The sequence below is a fragment of the Polaribacter sp. R2A056_3_33 genome, assembly GCF_019278485.1.
Lineage (GTDB): Bacteria > Bacteroidota > Bacteroidia > Flavobacteriales > Flavobacteriaceae > Polaribacter.
In genome coordinates this window covers 2,512,509-2,531,830 of sequence record NZ_CP058984.1, presented here as the reverse complement: position 1 = coordinate 2,531,830, position 19,322 = coordinate 2,512,509, and the positions used below count along the sequence as shown (strand labels likewise).

Below are 19,322 nucleotides of genomic sequence, written 5' to 3'. Positions count from 1 at the left end.
GAAAAACGACTTTTACAATTTAACCTCTTTAAAATTTTCAATATTTTTTAAAAACCAAGTGTAGGTTTTTTCAATTCCTTGTTTTAAATCAATTTGATGCTTCCAACCTAAGTTGTGCATTTTAGAAATATCCATCAATTTTCTTGGCGTTCCGTCTGGTTTATCAGCATCCCAAACAATAGTTCCTTCATGCCCTGTTACTTCTTGAATGGTTTCTGCCAATTCTTTAATCGTCAAATCTTCACCAGTACCTATATTGTATAGGTATTCTGGCAATTCATTTTCTAAAGCATACACCACAGCTTCTGCCATATCGTCTACATACAGAAACTCACGCATTGGCGTTCCGCTTCCCCACAAGGTAACATCTGAATTATTATTCATTTTTGCCTCATGAAATTTACGTATCATAGCAGGTAACACATGAGAAGATTTTAAATCGAAATTATCATGTGTACCATATAAATTTGTAGGCATTAAGCTTACATAATCTTTTTGAAATTGTTTTCTAATTGCCTGACATGCTTTTACACCAGTAATTTTAGCAATTGCATACCATTCATTTGTTGGCTCTAAAGAATCCGTTAACAAATACTCTTCTTTTAATGGTTGCGGTGCAAACTTAGGATAAATACAAGAACTACCTAAAAATATAAATTTTTCAATCCCTACTTTTAATGCGCTATCAATTAAATTATTTTGAATTTGCATATTCTCCATCAAAAACTGGTATGGAAAATTATTATTCGCTAAAATACCACCAACTTTAGCCGCTGCATCAATCACAACTTCTGGTTTCTCTGTGTGATAAAAATCAAGAACTGCTTCTTGATCTTTTAAATCAAGTTCTTTACTAGATTTTCCTATTAAATTGGTGTATCCTTTTTTTTCTAAAGTTCTCCATACTGCAGAACCTACCATACCTCTATGGCCTGCAATATAAATTTTAGTATCTTTTTTCATCTTTTTTTATTTCCCTATTTGAAAATACTCAAATCCTTTTTCTTCTAAATTAAAGGCATTGTATTGATTTCTACCATCAAAAATAATCGGATTCTTTAATTGTTGCTTAATTTCCACAAAATCTGGAGAACGAAATTCTTTCCATTCTGTTAACAAAATTAATGCATCTGAGTCTTGTAAAACTTCGTATTTAGAAGTACAATAGGTTATATTTTTAGCATCTTTTAAGTAAAACTCTTTTGACTCCTCAATTGCTTTAGGATCATAGGCTTTTACTTTTGCACCTCTTTTTTCTAATTCTTTAACAATATAAATTGCTGGTGCTTCCCTCATATCATCTGTACCCGGTTTAAAAGCCAATCCCCATAAACCAAAAGTCATACCTGATAAATCTTCTCCAAAACGTTTTACAATCTTGTTGGCAATTACTAATTTCTGAGCATCATTTACATTCTCTACAGATTCTATTAAGTTTGCTTTATATCCGTTTTCTTCGGCTATTTTCTTTAACGCTTTTACATCTTTAGGAAAACAAGAACCACCATAACCTGCACCTGGATATATAAAACTATACCCAATACGTTTGTCTGAACCAATACCTATACGAACCATGTTTGCGTCTGCACCAACTCTTTCACAAATATTAGCAATCTCATTCATAAATGAAATTTTTGTAGCCAACATTGTGTTTGCAGCATATTTTGTCATTTCTGCAGAACGAATATCCATCGTTATAAAACGATCATGCGTTCTAAAGAAAGGTGAATACAATTGCTTCATTAAATCAAAAGCATAGTCAGAATCTGCACCGATAACTACTCTATCAGGTTTCATAAAATCATCGATAGCTGCTCCTTCTTTTAAAAATTCTGGATTAGATACTACGCTAAACTCTAAATCAGATCCTCTTTTATCTAACTCTGCCTGAATAGTAGCTTTTACTTTGTCTGCTGTACCAATTGGCACTGTAGATTTATCAACAACTATTAATCTTTTTTGCATGGTTTCACCAATAGATTTAGCAACAGCTAAAACATATTGTAAATCTGCAGAACCATCATCTCCCATTGGCGTACCAACTGCAATAAAAACAATTTCTGCATCACTAATAGCTTCTCCAAGGTTCGTCGTAAAAAATAAATTTTTATTTTTTACATTCTTTAAAACCATTTGTTCTAAACCTGGTTCAAAAATAGGAATGATTCCTTCCTCTAATTTTTGAATTTTCTTCTGATCTATATCTACACAAGTAACTTTGTTCCCCATTTCTGCGAAACAAGTACCAGATACTAAACCAACATAACCAGAACCAACTACAGCAATATTCATAATTCTTTTTATTTTTTAATATTCAATTTTATTTAAGATATCGTCATAAAAAAACACTTAAAATAAGTGTTTTTCTTTCTAATTATTTTTTAACAACCACGAAGATGATTGTATTTTATCTCCCAAACCATCAATCAAGTCAATATTTAATTCTTTACAAACAGGTACTTCAGGGATAGAGTTATTGTCTTGATCTCCTCCATTTGCAAAACCTATTTGATACTCTTTTCCATACTTCTCATGAATAGCACGTATAGAAGCACAAACAGTTCTATCGTTATCTAAAGAAATCATCGCTTTATCTACAGATTTAATGTTCTCTACAATAAATAAACGCTCTTCTTCTTTTTGAAATTCTTTAGAACCTTTTAATCCTCTTTGAAGATCACTATTGACAATTACAAACAACTCATCTGCCAATGCCTTTGCATTATTAAAATACTCCAAATGTCCTTTATGAATTGGGTTAAAATATCCTGATACTATGATTAGTTTTTTCATATATTTTGCAAATATAAATTAAATTATTCCACGGTAAATAGGTGTTTTCACGCTATTATTGGCGAAATATTAAATCATTCTAAAAATGAAATCTTTTCACCAGAATATGTAAAACACTTATTTCTCTTTCTTTTTTAAATTCTCTTTTTCTTGTACCTCTTTACGAAGTCCACTACTAGAAAAACGGTGTTCTCTTTTATTGAAGTATAAGTCGATTCCTTTTTCTTCACAATACTTTCTACCTGTAAATTGTTTGCTAGCGTACTCATCTCCTATAACTCTAACATCTATTTTAAAAGATCTTAAAATATCTTCTAAATCTTGTTCTGTTGCATAAGGAACAATCTCATCTACGTATTTACACCCTTTTAGTTGAATGTATCTTTCTACGACTGACTGTACTGGCATATTCTTTTCAGGACGATCTAAAGTAGGATCTGTCTGTATACCACAAATTAAATAATCACATTGTTCTTTTGCATCTTCTAACATTTTTACATGTCCTGCATGAAATAAATCAAAAGCACTAAAGGTTATCCCAACTTTCATAAGTTTCTTTTTTTTTGAGCAAATATATGTTAATTATTTAATAATTTAATATACACTAGTTTTTTCTTTAGTTTCTTTAGTTTTAATGAAACAAAAAAACACCTACACTCCTAATTAACAATTACATAAATATATTTTATTAGTAGTAAAAAAGAGATTTACCTTTTCTAAACACAGCAAATAATACTACTTAAAAATCATAAAAACCATAAATCTCTTTAGACTTAAAAAACAATGAAATTCTACAAAATCCAACAAAACTCCTTCAAAATAATTATTTAATAATTAGCACAGTTTAATGAGCTTAGTATTTAATAATTCCACAAAAATCTAAAACAACTTTATCACTATCTGTTGGTAATGTTTTAAATTCGTTATGAGCAACTAGATAAACTATAATATCTGCCTTTTTAAAAGCTTCTTTATAATTTGTAATTTTATAAACATTATGTTCGGTAATATTAGGTTCAACAATAAAGTACTCTTCATTGTTTGTGTTTTGTAAAACTTTTTGGGCAATATATTTTGCTGGAGATTCACGTAAATCATCAATATTTGGTTTAAAAGCCAATCCCATTAAGGCAATACTTGGTTTTCTACCATGCTTTAATTCAAATTTTAATTTCTCATTCTGAATCTTTTCTGCACACCAAAAAGACTTGTAATTATTTACCTCACGAGCCGTACCTATAATCTTAGATTCCATTGGGTAATCTGAGACAATAAAATAAGGATCTACAGCAATGCAATGCCCTCCAACTCCACAACCAGGTTGTAGAATATTAACTCTTGGATGCTTATTTGCTAAATTAATTAACTCCCAAACATTTATATCCGCTTTATCACAAATTAATGAGAGCTCATTGGCAAATGCAATCTGTACATCTCTAGAGGAATTCTCTGTTAACTTACACATTTCTGCCGTTCTTGCATTTGTAGCATGCAACGCTCCTTTTACAAATTGTTTGTAAAAACGAATTGCTTTTTGGGTAGATTTTTCATCTACACCTCCAATAACTCTATCATTATAAACCAATTCATGCATTACATTTCCTGGCAAAACTCTTTCCGGACAATAGGCAATGTTTAATTTATCTTTTAACTCTGGTCTTACATCGTAAATAAGTCTTCTCATTTTTTCTGTAGTACCAATTGGCGAAGTAGATTCTATAATATATAAATCGTCTTCTTTTAAAAACGGAATAATATTCTTTGTTGCCAATTCCACATAAGAAATATCTGGCTCATGGTTTCCTTTAAAAGGAGTAGGTACCACAATTAAATAAGTAGCAGCTTCCACTGGTTTTATATCCGCAGTTAAAAAACCTTTTTTTACAGCTTCTTCTACAGCAATATCTAAACTTGGCTCTATGATATGTATTTTACCTTGATTAATTGTATCTACCACATGCTGATTAACATCTACACCATGAACTTGAATGCCGTTTTGTGCTATTAATGCTGATGTAGGCAAACCAATATAACCTAAACCTACTGTTACAACTTCTACTTGTTTCATTATTCTAAATTTAAAATAAATTCAATAATCCTTTTGCACGCTTTTCCATCTCCGTACGGATTGTGTAAAGAACTCATTGATTGATATTTTTTTGAATCATCTAGCAACGCTTGTGTTTCCTTTACAATCTTATTGCAATCTGTACCCACTAAAATAACAGTTCCTGCTTCTACAGCTTCTGGTCTTTCTGTGGTATCTCGCATCACTAAAACAGGTTTCCCTAAACTAGGTGCTTCTTCTTGAACACCTCCACTATCTGTGATTATTAAATACGATTGATTCATCAACCAAACAAAGGATGGATATGATAATGGTTTTACCAAGTGAATATTACTAACATCGCCTAACAATTCATTTACGGGCTTTAATACATTCGGGTTTAAATGAACCGGATATACAACCTCTACATTTGGATTATTAAGTGCGATTTCTTTAAGTGCAGCACAAATATTTATAAATCCTTGTCCGTGATTTTCTCTTCTATGCCCTGTTACTAAAATGATTTTCTTATCAAAATTAATCTTACTTTTAATTTCTTTAACATCCTCATTATCCAAATTACTTACTCTACTAGAACTTTCTAACAAAGCATCAATAACCGTGTTTCCAGTAATTAAAATATTTTCTTCGGATATATTTTCTCCTAAAAGATTTTCTTTTGATTTAATGGTAGGTGCAAAATGATATGTAGCAACTCTACTTGCCACCTGACGATTCATTTCTTCCGGAAAAGGAGACAACATATTATGGGTTCTTAAACCAGCTTCTACATGACAAACCTTTGCTCCGGAATAAAAACCGGCGATACTTGCTGCCATCGTAGTGGTAGTATCTCCATGCACAAAAACATAATCGGGATTAAATGATTCTAAAATTGGTTTTAACCCAGAAATTACTTCTCCTGTTAAGTTGTATAAATTCTGATTAGGCTTCATTAAACACAAATCGAAATCTGGAGTAATATCAAAAAAACTTAAAACCTGATCTAACATTTCTCTATGTTGACCTGTAACACAAACCTTTGTTTCAAACCTTTTATCAGCTAAAAACTGATTTACTAAAGGTGCCATTTTAATAGCTTCTGGTCTTGTTCCGAAAATTAATAGATTCTTTTTTTTCATTATTTTTATTCAAAATAATTTGATGTTATCCCTTCATTTTCAAGGAAACATATTTACAGTTAGTAACGACTAATTAGATATACTTGTAAATAAACTGATTTTGATTTAGAAAATCCTTTTTTACTTAACAAACAGGTGCTTTTCTCCTAATGTACTAATCGCTGTATTTCTAATATTATGAACAATTTTAATAGACTCTTCAGACTCTTTCAATCCAAATCCGTTTCCTTTTAATATTTGCTCGTAACTCTTGGTATGTAAATCTGTAAAACCAGCACTAAACTCTAATTCTTGATCATCTATAGTGATGGATCTAAAAGTTCTTTGTCCTTTTTCTTTTATTTCTTGCGGTAAATCTTCTTCATTAATTGATAAAAACCAACGTACTCTGGCATTTTTAAACTCTAAATATCCCGCTGATTTATCTTTCTCTCTAAGATGCACTATATTTTCTTGAACTTCTCCAAAAATCCATGAAAGCATGTCGTAAAAATGGACTCCAATGTTTGTTGCAATTCCTCCGGATTTACTTTCATCTCCTTTCCAAGAAATATCATACCATTTACCTCTAGAAGTAATATATGTTAAATCTACATCGTATTTACCTGCTTTATTTTCTAACGCTACTTTGTTTTTTAAAGCAATAATACTTGGATGTAATCTTAATTGTAAAATTGTATTTATTTTTTGCCCAGACTCTTTTTCGATATCTTTTAAAGCATCAACATTCCAAGGATTTAAAACTAAAGGTTTTTCACAAATAGCATCTGCTCCTCTTCTTAAAGCCATTCTAATATGAGAATCATGTAAATAATTTGGTGTACAAATACTTACATAATCTAAATGTGTACCACCTCTTTTTAACTTTTCTATATGGCGATCAAATCTTTCGAATTCTACAAAAAAATCTGCTTTCGGAAAAAAACTATCCATTACACCAACACTATCAAACTTATCTAAAGCTGCTATTAGCTGATTATTGGTTTCCTTAATCGCTTTTAAATGTCTTGGCGCAATATATCCTGCAGCACCTATTAATGCAAAATTTTTCATTTCTTTATAGTGACTTATCTACGTGTTTAGAATCTAAAAAATTCTTTACATCGTATACAATTGATTTTTCTTTTTTAAGTTCTGCAAAATCCAAACTAAGAAACTCTTTATGTGCCACAACTAAAATGACAGCATCAAATTTCTTTTTTGGTAAAACAATGCTAGACGCTAACTGATATTCTCTTTCAACTTCGGTTGAATTTGCATGAGGATCAAAAATAGTTACGTTTGCTCCGTAATCCTTTAATTCATAAATAAGATCGACTGCCTTTGTGTTTCTAACATCCGGACAATTCTCTTTAAAAGTGATTCCCAAAACTAAAACTTCAGCTCCTTTTACTTCAATATCTCTCTGAATCATCAACTTAGCAACTTCCGATGCTACATATCTACCCATACCGTCATTGACCCTTCTACCTGCTAAAATAATTTCTGGATGATAGCCATATTCTTGTGCTTTCTGAGCTAAATAATAAGGATCTACACCAATACAATGTCCACCAACTAAACCTGGTTTAAAAGGTAAAAAGTTCCATTTTGTTCCTGCAGCTTCTAAAACATCTTGTGTATTGATATCCATCAACCCAAAAATCTTAGCCAACTCATTTACAAATGCAATATTAATATCTCTCTGAGAGTTTTCGATTACTTTTGCTGCTTCTGCAACTTTTATTGAAGGCGCTAAATGTGTACCTGCTGTAATTACAGACGCATATAAATCATTCACTTTTTCACCAACTTCTTTCGTAGAGCCAGAAGTAACTTTTAATATTTTTTCTACTGTGTGCTTTTTATCACCCGGATTTATTCTTTCTGGAGAATATCCTACAAAAAAGTCTTTATTAAACACTAAACCAGAAACTCTTTCTAAAATAGGCACACAATCTTCTTCTGTTGCACCAGGATACACCGTAGATTCATAAATTACGATATCTCCTTTTTTAATAACACTTCCAACAGTTTCACTCGCTTTTATTAAAGGCGTTAAAACAGGTCTGTTATTTTTATCTACTGGCGTAGGAACCGTAACTACAAAATAATTACAATCCTTTAAATCTTCTAATTCTGATGTAAAAAATAATCCTACATCATTGTTATTTTCGGTAAGAACTACTTTATCTAAAAGTTCTTTAGAAATCTCTCTAGTAACATCTTTTCCTTGCCCAAGTTCTTCTATTCTAGTTTGATTGATATCAAAACCAACAACAGAAAATTTTGTTGCAAAAAGCCTCGCTAATGGTAAGCCAACATAGCCTAAACCAATAATACCTATTTTAATTTTACTCATTTATTTAAGTTTTCCCAATACCAATCTATCGATTCTTTTAATCCTTCTTTTAAAGAGAACTCTGGGGTATAATTTAATAATTTCTTAGCTTTTGATATATCTGCATGAGAATGCGGAATATCTCCAATCCTATTAGGACCAAAAACAACTTCTACATCCTTAATTTTTGGATTATAATTTGATAAAAACTCTTTTAAAGAATCACATAAATCGATTAAAGTGTTTCTATCTCCAAAGGCAACATTATAAATTTCATTAGCAGCTTCTTTATCCGCAACTAAACTTAATAAGTTTGCCTGAATAACATTGTCTATATATGTAAAATCTCTAGAAAAAGAACCATCTCCGTTGATAACAGGAGATTCTAAACTCATAAACTGATTTACAAACTTAGGTATTACTGCTGCATACGCTCCGTTAGCATCTTGCTTTCTTCCAAAAACATTAAAATATCTTAACCCAATTGTTTCTAAGCCATACGTTTTACCAAAAACATCTGCATACAATTCATTTACATATTTGGTAACTGCATAAGGAGATAATGGTTTCCCTATAACATCTTCTACTTTTGGTAACGATTCTGAATCTCCGTAGGTAGAAGAACTTGCTGCAAACACAAATCTTTTTACATTGTTATCTCTTGCTGCGACTAACATATTTAGAAAACCAGAAACATTAACGTCATTTGTTGTAATAGGATCTTTTATAGATCTAGGAACTGAACCTAAAGCTGCTTGATGCAAAACATAATCTACACCAGAAGCTGCCAACATACAATCTTCTAAATTTCTAATATCTCCTTCAACTAAAGTGAAATTTGGGTTTTCTATAAGCGAAACTAAATTCTCTCTTTTCCCTGTAGAAAAATTATCTAAACAAACTACTGTATTCTTCTTTTCAAGTAAAGCCTCGCACAAATTAGAACCGATAAAACCAGCACCTCCTGTAACAAGTATCTTTTTTCCTGACAATTTTATATCCATTAAGAAATCTTTTAGCTATTTTTTATAAAGAAACAAATATAATAAAAGAATCATTGGACTCTTTATCAAAAACCATTAAAAACAAAAAATCCTTCACATAAATGTGAAGGATTTTGCTTTGGTGGGCAATGAGGGATTCGAACCCCCGACCCTCTCGGTGTAAACGAGATGCTCTGAACCAACTGAGCTAATTGCCCTAAGCGGCTGCAAATATAATACTTTATTTAGATCTACCAAACAAAATGAAAAATAATTTTATTTTTATTTAAAAATCTATTAAAAACAAAAAATCCTTCACATAAATGTGAAGGATTTTGCTTTGGTGGGCAATGAGGGATTCGAACCCCCGACCCTCTCGGTGTAAACGAGATGCTCTGAACCAACTGAGCTAATTGCCCTAAGCGGTTGCAAATATAAAACTTATTTTAGTTCTACCAAGTAAAAAATGATATTTTATTTAAATAATTTCAGCAACAACAAAAGTACTTCCTCCTACATAAATGATATCTTCCTGATTTGCATTCAGTAACGCATCTTCAAAAGCAACTTTTACTGAAGGATATTTTTTTCCAATTAAACCAAATTCTTTTGCTTGTTCTTGCAAAACAACTTCACACATACCTCTTGGAATATCTGGCTTACAAAAATAGTACGCTGCTACTTCTGGAAAAAGTGGTAAAACCTCTTCTAATTTCTTATCTGAAACTACTCCTAAAACAAAATGTATCTTATTAAAGGTTTCTTTTTTTAATTGACTGAGCACAATATGCAACCCATCTTTATTATGAGCAGTATCACAAATTACTTTTGGGTTCTCTTGTAAAATCTGCCACCTACCTTTTAAATTGGTGTTTTTTACAACATTCAATAATCCCTTTTCAATATTTTCTGTTGATATTTTAAAACCTGTCAATTTTTGAATGGCCGCAACAGCTGTTTTTGTATTTTTTTGCTGATAATCGCCCAATAAGTCCGTCTTGTAATTTTTATCATCATCCGAAGCAAAAGAAATAGGCGCTTTGCACGCTTCCGCTTTCGCGATAAAGACACTTTTTACAGCTTCTTGTTCTTCTCCTATTACAACCGGAACCTTATTTTTAATAATACCTGCTTTTTCAAAAGCAATTTCTGGTAATGTTTCTCCTAAAAACTGCGTATGATCTAAACCGATGTTCGTAATTACAGAAACCTCTGGAGTAATAATGTTTGTAGAATCTAATCTCCCTCCTAAACCAACTTCTATAATAGCAATGTCTACTTTTTCTTCTGCGAAATAATCAAAAGCCAAACCTACCGTCATTTCAAAAAAGGACAATCTTTGTGTTTCTAAAAAATATTTGTGTTGTTTTATAAAGGATAAAACTTTCTTTTCTGAAATTTCAACTCCATTAATTCTAATTCTTTCGGTAAAGTTTTTTAAGTGAGGTGAAGTATACAAACCTACTTTATAACCGGCTTCCTGTAAAATAGAAGCTAACATATGACTTGTAGAACCTTTTCCGTTAGTACCACCAACATGAATAGATTTAAACTTTTTTTCTGGAAAACCCAATTCTTTTGAAAGCGCTAAAGTGTTGGTTAAATCTTTTTTGAATGCCGTTTTACCTTCTTTTTGATACATAGGTAATTGCGCAAACATCCAATCTAATGTTTGTTGATAATTCATGTTGTAAAAATACGTGATTATTTAGACAAGGTAAACTTATAAATAATTGTCCCAACTTGGTTTGCGGGTGCTTTTTCATCAGGATTCCAAGTAGTTCTTAGAGCTGCCTCTTTTGCTGCCTTAAGTAGACAAGGAGCTGTATTAGTACTTCCTTTATATCCTGGTTTTGTAAAAATTACTTTTCCATTTTTATTAACTTGAATTTGTACCACCACAGTCCCTTCTTCCTGACAATCGGGTTGAACTTTTGGTGTAGAAAGCGCTCTTCTACCCGCTAAATTATAATCACCTCCATCACCACTTCCTGTATTTCCATAGTATTTAGAAGAAGCCGGATCTCCAGTTTCTTTTCCTTTTACACCTGGCTTTGCATCATCTCCTTCTCCTTGTGGTTTTCCATCCGAAGAGTTTCCATTTAACAAATTATTTAACGCATCTTGAGTTGCTTTAGATGGTTTTGGTTTTTCTTTCGGAATTTCTTTTACGACTTCCTTTTCTACCGGCTTTACAACTTCTACCTTTTTTTCTACAACCTTTTTTACAGGCTCTTTTACTACTTCTTTTATCTTTTCTACAACCGGAACGTCTTTAGAAGTCTCTTCTGTAATAATATCTTCTTTAACTACTTCTTGCGGAGTTTCTTTTACAACTTCTTCAACCACCTCTTTTTCCTCAACCTCCTCTTCAACGACTTCTGGAGCAGAAATTTTCTTTGTATCTTCTACTGGTTCTCCACTTCCAACTTCTGAAGTTCCAAAATTAATAGCCAAACCATATTCTTCTGGAGGATCTAAATAACGCATTCCGTAATTTAGAATTCCGAAGATAATAAGCACCAGAATAACCGCTGTAATTACAGCAGATTTACGTTTATGTGTTGTATTTAGTATTTGCATTTTATTTGCCTTTTACAGCTAAAATCATTTTTAACTTGTTCTTATTCGCAATATCAATTACCTGCATTACATTTTTATAAGGCACATCTTTATCTCCTCTAATAATAATAGTCTTCTTTTTATCCGCTCCAACACTTTTTAGAATTTCACTTTCCAAACTTGCTGAACTCACTTTTGTTTTATCAATATAAAACAACGATTCATTTGTGATAGATACTGCAACAGATTTATTATTCTCTGTCTTCCCTCCTGCCTTTGGTAACAAAACATCAATGGCACTTACAGTAACCAACGTAGAGGTAAGCATAAAAAATATCAACAATAGAAAAACAATATCTGTCATTGATGACATATTGAATGTAGGATCTACTTTATTTCTTCCGCGTAAATTCATAAAATATTATTTTTCAAACTTTGAATTTAAAACTACTTATGCTGGCTCGTTTAATAAATCTAAAAACTCAACAGATTTTGCTTCCATTTGATAAATTACCTTATCTGTTCTTACCACTAAATGATTATAAGTTATGTACGCAATAATACCCACAATTAACCCTCCAACTGTAGTTGTCATTGCAGTATACAAACCATCGGAAAGTAATTTAATATCTATTTGGCCACCTGCATTTGCAATTTCATGAATCGCAACAATCATACCGATTACAGTTCCTAAAAAACCAATCATTGGTGCCGCACCTGCAATCGTTGCCAAAACACTTACATTTTTCTCTAACTGATACACCTCTAACTTCCCTGCTGTTTCAATAGCCGTATTAATATCATCTAAAGGCTTTCCTATTCTAGAAATTCCTTTTCCAATTAATCTTGCTGTTGGTGTATTTTTACTTTTACAAAGCGCATCTGCAGACTCTAATTTCCCATTAGAAACAAAATCCTTAATTTGATTCATAAAATTTTCATCCATTTTTGATGCTGCTTTTATAGCAAAGAATCTTTCAAAATAAATATACATCGCAATAGCCAACAACACAAAAAGTAGTGCTAAGATTATTTGTCCTCCTAAACCACCATCCATAATTAATTTATAGATAGAAAGTGTTTTTTCTTCTGAAACAACCTCTTCTAAAACTTCTTTATTCTCTTGAAAAAATAACAACATTTAATTCTATTTTAAGTTCTATTTAAGTAACGACCTTTCTATTTTTAAATTGTTTCAACTTAAAATAATCGCTTTTATTTTACATCAAAAAAAATGCCATAATACAAAATGACATTCTTTAAATTATTTTATTTACGAACCCGCTGCGCACTCTACAATTAACATCTAACATGTTAATTGTAATGCCTTTTGATAAAAACATCCAATCAACAGCGTTTTATTGTAATCTACAACCGAATTTCAGAATACAAATCTAACTATTTACTTTAAATTAATTGCTTTAAAGCAATTTCAAATGCAGTTGAACAAATTTTTGTTTTAGACGCACTCCTTTTAAAAGTTCTCTGCAACGCTTTCTTTATAATATTTGAGGTATCATTAAAAATTGCTTTATCCTGCATTGGTAAAGCCACTTTTGCTTCCATTAAATACGCAAAAACCCTTGCAATACCACAATTTGAAATAAAATCTGGCAATAAACTTAAATGATTATCTGTATACTCCATAATTGGACCAAAGAAAATTTCTTTGTCTGCAAACGGAACATTTGCTCCCGGAGAAATCACTTCTAACCCTGTGTCTATCATACGCTGAACCTGATCTTGAGAAACCAATCTCGAAGCTGCAGCTGGCACAAATATCTCAGCAGGCAAACTCCATATTTTTTCATTAATCTCTTCAAAAGGAATCATATCACCAGAAACTAACTGATTTCCATTCTTCATCAAAAACAAAGCAGTCATTTCTTGCATCGTAAATCCCTCTTCACTTATAACCCCTCCATCTCTATCAATAATTCCTACAACCTTAGCACCCAACTGTGTTAAATAATAAGCTGCCGCAGCACCTACATTTCCAAACCCTTGAATAATTGCTCTTTTTCCTTCTATTTCTCCTCCATAAATAGCATAATAATGTTTCACTGCTTCTGCTACTCCATAACCAGTTAACATATCTGCAACCGTATATTTTCTAGACAAATCTGGCGAAAAAGCTTTATCTTCAATCACCTTAATTACACCCATACGTAACTGACCAATTCTATTTATTTTATCTGCTTCTGTTGGTTTAAAATGTCCGTTAAAAATTCCTTCTTGCGGATGCCAAACACCACAACTTTCTGTAATCGGAATCACATCTTTATCTGCATCAACATTTAAATCTCCACCGGTTCCGTAATAATGTTTTAACAACGGCGTAACCGCTTTATACCAACGTTCTAAAACACCTCTTTTTCTCGGATCGCTCGGATCAAAATTAATACCAGATTTCGCTCCCCCAATTGCAGGACCAGAAACTGTAAATTTTACCTCCATTGTTTTTGCTAGAGACAAAACCTCATTCATATTCAACCCTTTACGCATTCTTGTACCACCGCCAGCAGCACCGCCCCTTAAAGAGTTAATAACCACCCAACCTTCTGCTTCCGTTTCTGGATCTTTCCAATTAAAAACGATTTCCGGTTGCTTATTTTCGTATATTTTTAATAATTCTTTCATTATAAAATTTTAAATAGATGAACTCTGCTTTTTGTTTTTTCAAACAATTTTATTTTTGCTATAAAATCCCCTTCAGGGGAAAAGTTAAAGTTGATTCATTTTAAAATTTTATTAATTTCTTATTATACTGATACTATACAAACTTACAGTAAAAAAACGATTGCTCAAATTTTTTATTTTAATAAGAATTAACTTCTAAAACCACTTGAAACACTCGCTTTTATAAATACATATTTTATAACTTCGGATAAAAAACCTCTCCAGAAGAATGATCTTTGCTTGCACCCGTTACAGAACTTAAACAATTTACTTTATTTTCACTTTTTAACAAACCTAAAAAAGCAAAAATAAGCGCTTCTTTAAAATTTATAAGTTGCTGATCAGGAACAATAAGATCTATTTCTTTTTCTTCCCTTACTTTATTTATTAAATACTCATTAAAAGCACCGCCACCAGTAACCAAAACCCTTGCGTTTTTAGGCAACACTTCTGCCAACGCCCAAGCAACATGATCTGTAAATGTTCTTAATAAATCTTCTGGTTTTCGTTTCACCGATTCTAATCTTGGAAAAATTTCTTTTTGAACCCATTCTAAACCCAAAGATTTTGGTGGTTTTTGCTGATAATACTCTAACAACCTTAAATCAGACTCTAATTGCATTAAATAAGTTCCGTTTGCTGCAATTTGCCCTTTATCATCATATTCAAAACCTAATTCCTTTGCATATTTATTCAGGACAATATTCACAGGACAAACATCATACGCAATTCTTTTTCCATTCTCATGAAAGGAAATATTAGAAAAACCACCTAGATTTAAACAATAATCGTAATCAGAAAAAAGCAACTCATCTCCAATTGGCACCAAAGGCGCTCCTTGTCCGCCTAAATTGACATCTTGTGTTCTAAAATCACAAATAACTTTTTGACCTGTTGCATCTGCAATTGTTTGCCCATCTCCCACCTGAAGTGTAATTCCATTTTCTGGTTGATGCAAAACCGTGTGGCCATGAGATGCAATAAAATCGATTTTTTCAATCTGAAACTCATCAACAAAAGCAGTAATCTCTTTACCAAGTAGTTTTCCGTAATCGACATCTAAAATATTTAAATCATCCGAAGAAAAATGAATAGCATCTTGTAAAGTAGCTTTCCATTTCTCTGAATACGAAACAGTTTTCGAGTATAAAATACTAAAATCTTGATACTTATTTTTATCAAACTTCACATACACCAAATCGATACCATCTAGAGACGTTCCAGACATTAATCCTATTATAAAAACTTCACCTATATTCATATCTGTAAAAATAATAAAACCATATTGATAATATGTTACGAAATCGATATCTTTGGAATCAAATATTACGAATATAACAAATATACATACAGATGGATTTTAGCTTAACAGAAGAACACATCATGATTCGAGATGCCGCAAGAGACTTTGCGCAAACAGAATTATTACCAGGCGTTATAGAAAGAGACAATAAACAAGAATTCCCAAATGAGTTGGTAAAAAAAATGGGGGATCTTGGTTTTCTAGGAATTATGGTAGATCCAAAATACGGAGGAAGCGGCATGGATGCTATTTCTTACGTATTAATTATGGAAGAACTTTCTAAAATTGACGCTTCCGCATCTGTCATCGTTTCTGTAAACAACTCTTTAGTTTGTTACGGACTAGAAGCATATGCCAATGAAGAGCAAAAACAAAAATACTTAACCAAATTAGCAACAGGAGAATTTGTTGGTGCATTTTGCTTAAGCGAACCAGAAGCAGGATCTGATGCCACATCTCAAGCAACAACTGCAATAGATAAAGGAGACCACTACATCATTAACGGAACCAAAAACTGGATTACAAGCGGTGGTCGCGCAGATGTGTATTTAGTAATTGCACAAACAGACAGAGAAAAAGGACACAGAGGCATCAATGCTTTTATAGTAGAAAAAGGAACCGAAGGTTTTCACGTAGGACCAAAAGAAGACAAATTAGGAATCCGTGGCTCTGACACACATACATTACAATTTAATGATGTAAAAGTACCAAAAGAAAACAGAATTGGAGAAGATGGTTTTGGCTTTAAGTTTGCTATGAAAACTCTTTCTGGAGGAAGAATCGGTATTGCAGCACAAGCTTTAGGTATTGCAGCTGGCGCGTACGAATTAGCTTTAAAATACTCTAAACAACGTAAAGCATTCGGTACTGAAATTTGCAATCACCAAGCAATTGCTTTTAAATTAGCAGATATGCACACAGAAATAGAAGCAGCAAGAATGTTGGTTACAAAAGCAGCTTGGGACAAAGACCAAGGTAATAACTACGACATGTCTAGCGCAATGGCAAAACTCTACGCCAGTAAAGTAGCTATGGAACACACCGTAGAAGCGGTTCAAATACACGGAGGAAATGGTTTTGTAAAAGACTACCATGTAGAACGTTTAATGCGAGACGCTAAAATTACACAGATTTATGAAGGTACTTCCGAGATTCAGAAAATTGTAATTTCTCGTGGAATTATCAAAGGTTAAATCACTCCTTATATATAAGGTACAAAAATCCATCTTCTCCTAAGATGGATTTTTCTTTTAGCCTCAACCCTTCAGATCAAACCCTCCTCCTATCTAAAACTATTTTACACTAACCCCAAACCTCACTCACAGGTCTTTTTTAGTTAACCAACCTTGTCATTCTAAATTCACTCTTAACAACTTTCGCTAATTACAAAAAGAAAACTATCATTTTTACAACTCCAACTCAATATCATACAATTGCAAACCAGAGGAAGGTGCATTATTTCTCATATACTTTCTATCATTATCTTCTTTTAAAGAAGCTTCAATAAATTGCAAATCTAAATTTCCTTTTCCAACCTCAAACAACGTCGCCATCATTAATCGAATCTGGTAACGCAAAAAACCTTTACCTCTCACCTTAAATATATAAGACGTCTCTGGAAAAAAATTAGCCGTTAAAACATCGTTCTCTATAATTTCACACGAGTCAATTATTCTTTTAAACATCGTTTTTTCTGAAGGCCTTGTACAATACTTATGAAAATAATGCTCACCAACAAACAACTTCGCCGCTTCTTGCATCGTTTCTAAATCTAGATTTTCATCAACATTTACAATAAAAGGCGCAGAAAAAGGATGGTTTTTCTCTCCAAAAGAGAAGTAATAATGGTACTCTTTAATCTTCGGGGCATTAATTACATTAAAACCTCTAGCTACCTTTTGTATAGAAATCGCCCTAAAGTCTGGAGAAAAATTAGCATTTAGAGAAGCTATAAAAGTATCTTCCTTCACTATTTTATCTGTAAACATCTGAATATAATAGGTATTTGCAGAAACTTTAGCATCCGTCCTACCTACCCCAATGGTCTTATAATTAATCTCTTCAAAAACAAAAGACAAGGTTTTATCTACCATATCGTGCAAAGTTTTAGCATTTGTTTGTTTTTGCCATCCTGAAAATCGGAAACCAAGAAATTGTAACCTAACTATATAAGAAAATGAATATTTCATAGGTGCGAATATACAATAATTGCATTTTTTTTCACAAAAGGCACATTTTTATGGATATCCTAAAATTATGACACACATTTTTACATACCCGATATTTCAAACCCTTCAAAAACCATAAAATGAAGTTATCTCAGTTTAAACCCTATTTTTTTGAGGGTACAACATCAAAAACACCCTATTCTGAAAAACCACCCCCTTGTCAGTTTAAATTTAATATTTACTTTTGACCAAGTTCAATTAATATATAAAAATCACTTAACACTAAAAGAACAAACATTATGAAAAAAGTAATTTTCACATTATTATTAGCTACTAGCCTAATAACTACAGCTCAAGAAAACGAAGACAAAGGAACTTTTACATTAAGCGGTACAGTAGATGTATACCACAGTAGCAATCTTAAAAGTGGCTCTTTAGGATCTGTCGGTGTTTTATCTGATGTCCCAGCAAACGGCTTTGGTTTAGGTATGGTAAATACAATTTTTTCTTATGAAAAAGGTAAAGCAGGAGTTGTTGCTGATTTAGCTTACGGGCCTAGAGCAAACGCAGCAAACGCATACGAAGGAGCAATCAATCAATTATATGCTTACTATAACGCAACAGATAAATTAACACTAACATTAGGACAATTTAATACTTTTTATGGTTACGAAGTAATTTCTCCTGCAGGAAACTTCAACTACTCTGTATCTTATTTATTTAATGCAGGTCCATTTTCTCACACAGGTATAAAAGCAGATTACGCTGTTTCTGAAGATTTATCTTTTATGCTAGCTTTAACAAATCCTCATGGAGTTGTCGCAGGATCTAACCCAACTGACGAATATCAATTAGGATTTCAAACAGGATACAAAGGTCAATACTTTAACTTAGCTTATGGTTCTGATGGTTTTGGTTTTACAGACGTATTATACTTAGACTATACAGGTGGTTTTGATTTATCTGAATCATTCTACTTAGGTTTAAATGCTGCATATTCTAACTCTAGTGATGCTGACGCAGGTTACCAAGGTGTTGCACTATATTTACAAAACTCATTTTCAGACAAATTTTCTCTAGGATTAAGACCTGAATTTTTCACTTACACTTCTGGAGCTGGAGACACAAATGTTTCTGCTTTTACTTTAACAGGAAACTTATCTTTAACAGAAAGCTTAAAAATTATTCCAGAAATAAGATATGACACTTCAGACGATATGATTATACCTGGTTTCGTAGGATCAGAAAAAAACATGACTGGAGCTACTTTAGCAGCAGTATACTCTTTCTAAGAAAAGAACATCAAAATACATCACTAACTAACA

The 19,322-nt window shown here is 32.2% G+C and carries 18 protein-coding genes and 2 tRNA genes; 2 read left to right on the top strand and 18 right to left on the bottom strand.

The genetic code is table 11. The annotated features are described in order from the left end of the window. Positions 1 to 12 precede the first annotated feature (12 nt). The 17 genes from H0I29_RS10540 to H0I29_RS10460 all read right to left on the bottom strand — a co-directional run bounded on the left by H0I29_RS10540 (position 13) and on the right by H0I29_RS10460 (position 15,787). On the bottom strand, positions 13 to 963 hold the full coding sequence (locus H0I29_RS10540; RefSeq protein WP_218752250.1) for a GDP-L-fucose synthase: 951 nt from the start codon (positions 961 to 963) through the stop codon (positions 13 to 15). A gap of 6 nt (positions 964 to 969) precedes the next feature. Next, the gene (locus H0I29_RS10535; RefSeq protein WP_218752249.1) at positions 970 to 2,292 is read right to left on the bottom strand and encodes a UDP-glucose/GDP-mannose dehydrogenase family protein; all 1,323 of its coding nucleotides are present in this window, start codon (positions 2,290 to 2,292) and stop codon (positions 970 to 972) included. Between the two features lie 78 nt (positions 2,293 to 2,370). Beyond that, positions 2,371 to 2,793: an adenylyltransferase/cytidyltransferase family protein gene (locus H0I29_RS10530; RefSeq protein WP_218752248.1), complete on the bottom strand. Its 423-nt coding sequence runs from the start codon at positions 2,791 to 2,793 to the stop codon at positions 2,371 to 2,373. A gap of 117 nt (positions 2,794 to 2,910) precedes the next feature. Further along, positions 2,911 to 3,342, bottom strand: coding sequence for an adenylyltransferase/cytidyltransferase family protein (locus H0I29_RS10525; RefSeq protein ID WP_025562360.1), 432 nt, complete (start codon positions 3,340 to 3,342; stop codon positions 2,911 to 2,913). A gap of 304 nt (positions 3,343 to 3,646) precedes the next feature. Then, positions 3,647 to 4,861, bottom strand: a complete 1,215-nt coding sequence (wecC, locus tag H0I29_RS10520; protein WP_218752247.1) for a UDP-N-acetyl-D-mannosamine dehydrogenase — start codon at positions 4,859 to 4,861, stop codon at positions 3,647 to 3,649. Then, positions 4,861 to 5,982 (bottom strand): non-hydrolyzing UDP-N-acetylglucosamine 2-epimerase, encoded by a 1,122-nt coding sequence (gene wecB / locus H0I29_RS10515; protein WP_218752246.1) that lies wholly within the window; start codon positions 5,980 to 5,982, stop codon positions 4,861 to 4,863. Before wecB ends, wecC begins: the two co-directional genes overlap by 1 nt. 120 nt (positions 5,983 to 6,102) lie before the next feature. Further along, positions 6,103 to 7,035 (bottom strand): Gfo/Idh/MocA family protein, encoded by a 933-nt coding sequence (locus tag H0I29_RS10510; protein WP_218752244.1) that lies wholly within the window; start codon positions 7,033 to 7,035, stop codon positions 6,103 to 6,105. A gap of 4 nt (positions 7,036 to 7,039) precedes the next feature. After that, positions 7,040 to 8,323 (bottom strand): nucleotide sugar dehydrogenase, encoded by a 1,284-nt coding sequence (locus tag H0I29_RS10505; RefSeq protein WP_218752243.1) that lies wholly within the window; start codon positions 8,321 to 8,323, stop codon positions 7,040 to 7,042. Continuing rightward, positions 8,320 to 9,306 (bottom strand): SDR family oxidoreductase, encoded by a 987-nt coding sequence (locus tag H0I29_RS10500; protein ID WP_218732711.1) that lies wholly within the window; start codon positions 9,304 to 9,306, stop codon positions 8,320 to 8,322. Before H0I29_RS10500 ends, H0I29_RS10505 begins: the two co-directional genes overlap by 4 nt. 119 nt (positions 9,307 to 9,425) lie before the next feature. Continuing rightward, a tRNA-Val gene (locus tag H0I29_RS10495) sits at positions 9,426 to 9,503 on the bottom strand. 123 nt (positions 9,504 to 9,626) lie between these two features. Then, positions 9,627 to 9,704, bottom strand: a tRNA-Val gene (locus H0I29_RS10490). A 59-nt stretch (positions 9,705 to 9,763) separates the two neighbouring features. Next, positions 9,764 to 10,972 (bottom strand): folylpolyglutamate synthase/dihydrofolate synthase family protein, encoded by a 1,209-nt coding sequence (locus H0I29_RS10485; RefSeq protein ID WP_218752242.1) that lies wholly within the window; start codon positions 10,970 to 10,972, stop codon positions 9,764 to 9,766. A 17-nt stretch (positions 10,973 to 10,989) separates the two neighbouring features. Then, the gene (locus H0I29_RS10480; RefSeq protein WP_218752241.1) at positions 10,990 to 11,868 is read right to left on the bottom strand and encodes an energy transducer TonB; all 879 of its coding nucleotides are present in this window, start codon (positions 11,866 to 11,868) and stop codon (positions 10,990 to 10,992) included. Between the two features lies 1 nt (position 11,869). Continuing rightward, positions 11,870 to 12,262 (bottom strand): biopolymer transporter ExbD, encoded by a 393-nt coding sequence (locus H0I29_RS10475; protein ID WP_165733012.1) that lies wholly within the window; start codon positions 12,260 to 12,262, stop codon positions 11,870 to 11,872. A gap of 36 nt (positions 12,263 to 12,298) precedes the next feature. Then, complete coding sequence (locus H0I29_RS10470; RefSeq protein WP_218732708.1) at positions 12,299 to 12,988, bottom strand: MotA/TolQ/ExbB proton channel family protein; 690 nt, start codon at positions 12,986 to 12,988, stop codon at positions 12,299 to 12,301. A 266-nt stretch (positions 12,989 to 13,254) separates the two neighbouring features. Beyond that, complete coding sequence (locus tag H0I29_RS10465; protein WP_218752240.1) at positions 13,255 to 14,487, bottom strand: Glu/Leu/Phe/Val dehydrogenase dimerization domain-containing protein; 1,233 nt, start codon at positions 14,485 to 14,487, stop codon at positions 13,255 to 13,257. 235 nt (positions 14,488 to 14,722) lie between these two features. Beyond that, positions 14,723 to 15,787, bottom strand: a complete 1,065-nt coding sequence (locus H0I29_RS10460; RefSeq protein ID WP_218752239.1) for an anhydro-N-acetylmuramic acid kinase — start codon at positions 15,785 to 15,787, stop codon at positions 14,723 to 14,725. Between the two features lie 92 nt (positions 15,788 to 15,879). Here H0I29_RS10460 and H0I29_RS10455 point away from each other — a divergent pair, with 92 nt between their 5' ends. Then, the gene (locus H0I29_RS10455; protein WP_218752238.1) at positions 15,880 to 17,022 is read left to right on the top strand and encodes an acyl-CoA dehydrogenase; all 1,143 of its coding nucleotides are present in this window, start codon (positions 15,880 to 15,882) and stop codon (positions 17,020 to 17,022) included. Positions 17,023 to 17,235: 213 nt separating this feature from the next. On the opposite strand, the gene H0I29_RS10450 is transcribed toward H0I29_RS10455, so the two are convergent. After that, positions 17,236 to 18,018 (bottom strand): tRNA pseudouridine(38-40) synthase TruA, encoded by a 783-nt coding sequence (locus tag H0I29_RS10450; protein ID WP_218752237.1) that lies wholly within the window; start codon positions 18,016 to 18,018, stop codon positions 17,236 to 17,238. Between the two features lie 278 nt (positions 18,019 to 18,296). On the opposite strand from H0I29_RS10450, the gene H0I29_RS10445 reads away from it, so the two are divergent. Beyond that, positions 18,297 to 19,289, top strand: coding sequence for an outer membrane beta-barrel protein (locus H0I29_RS10445; RefSeq protein WP_218752235.1), 993 nt, complete (start codon positions 18,297 to 18,299; stop codon positions 19,287 to 19,289). Positions 19,290 to 19,322 lie beyond the last annotated feature (33 nt).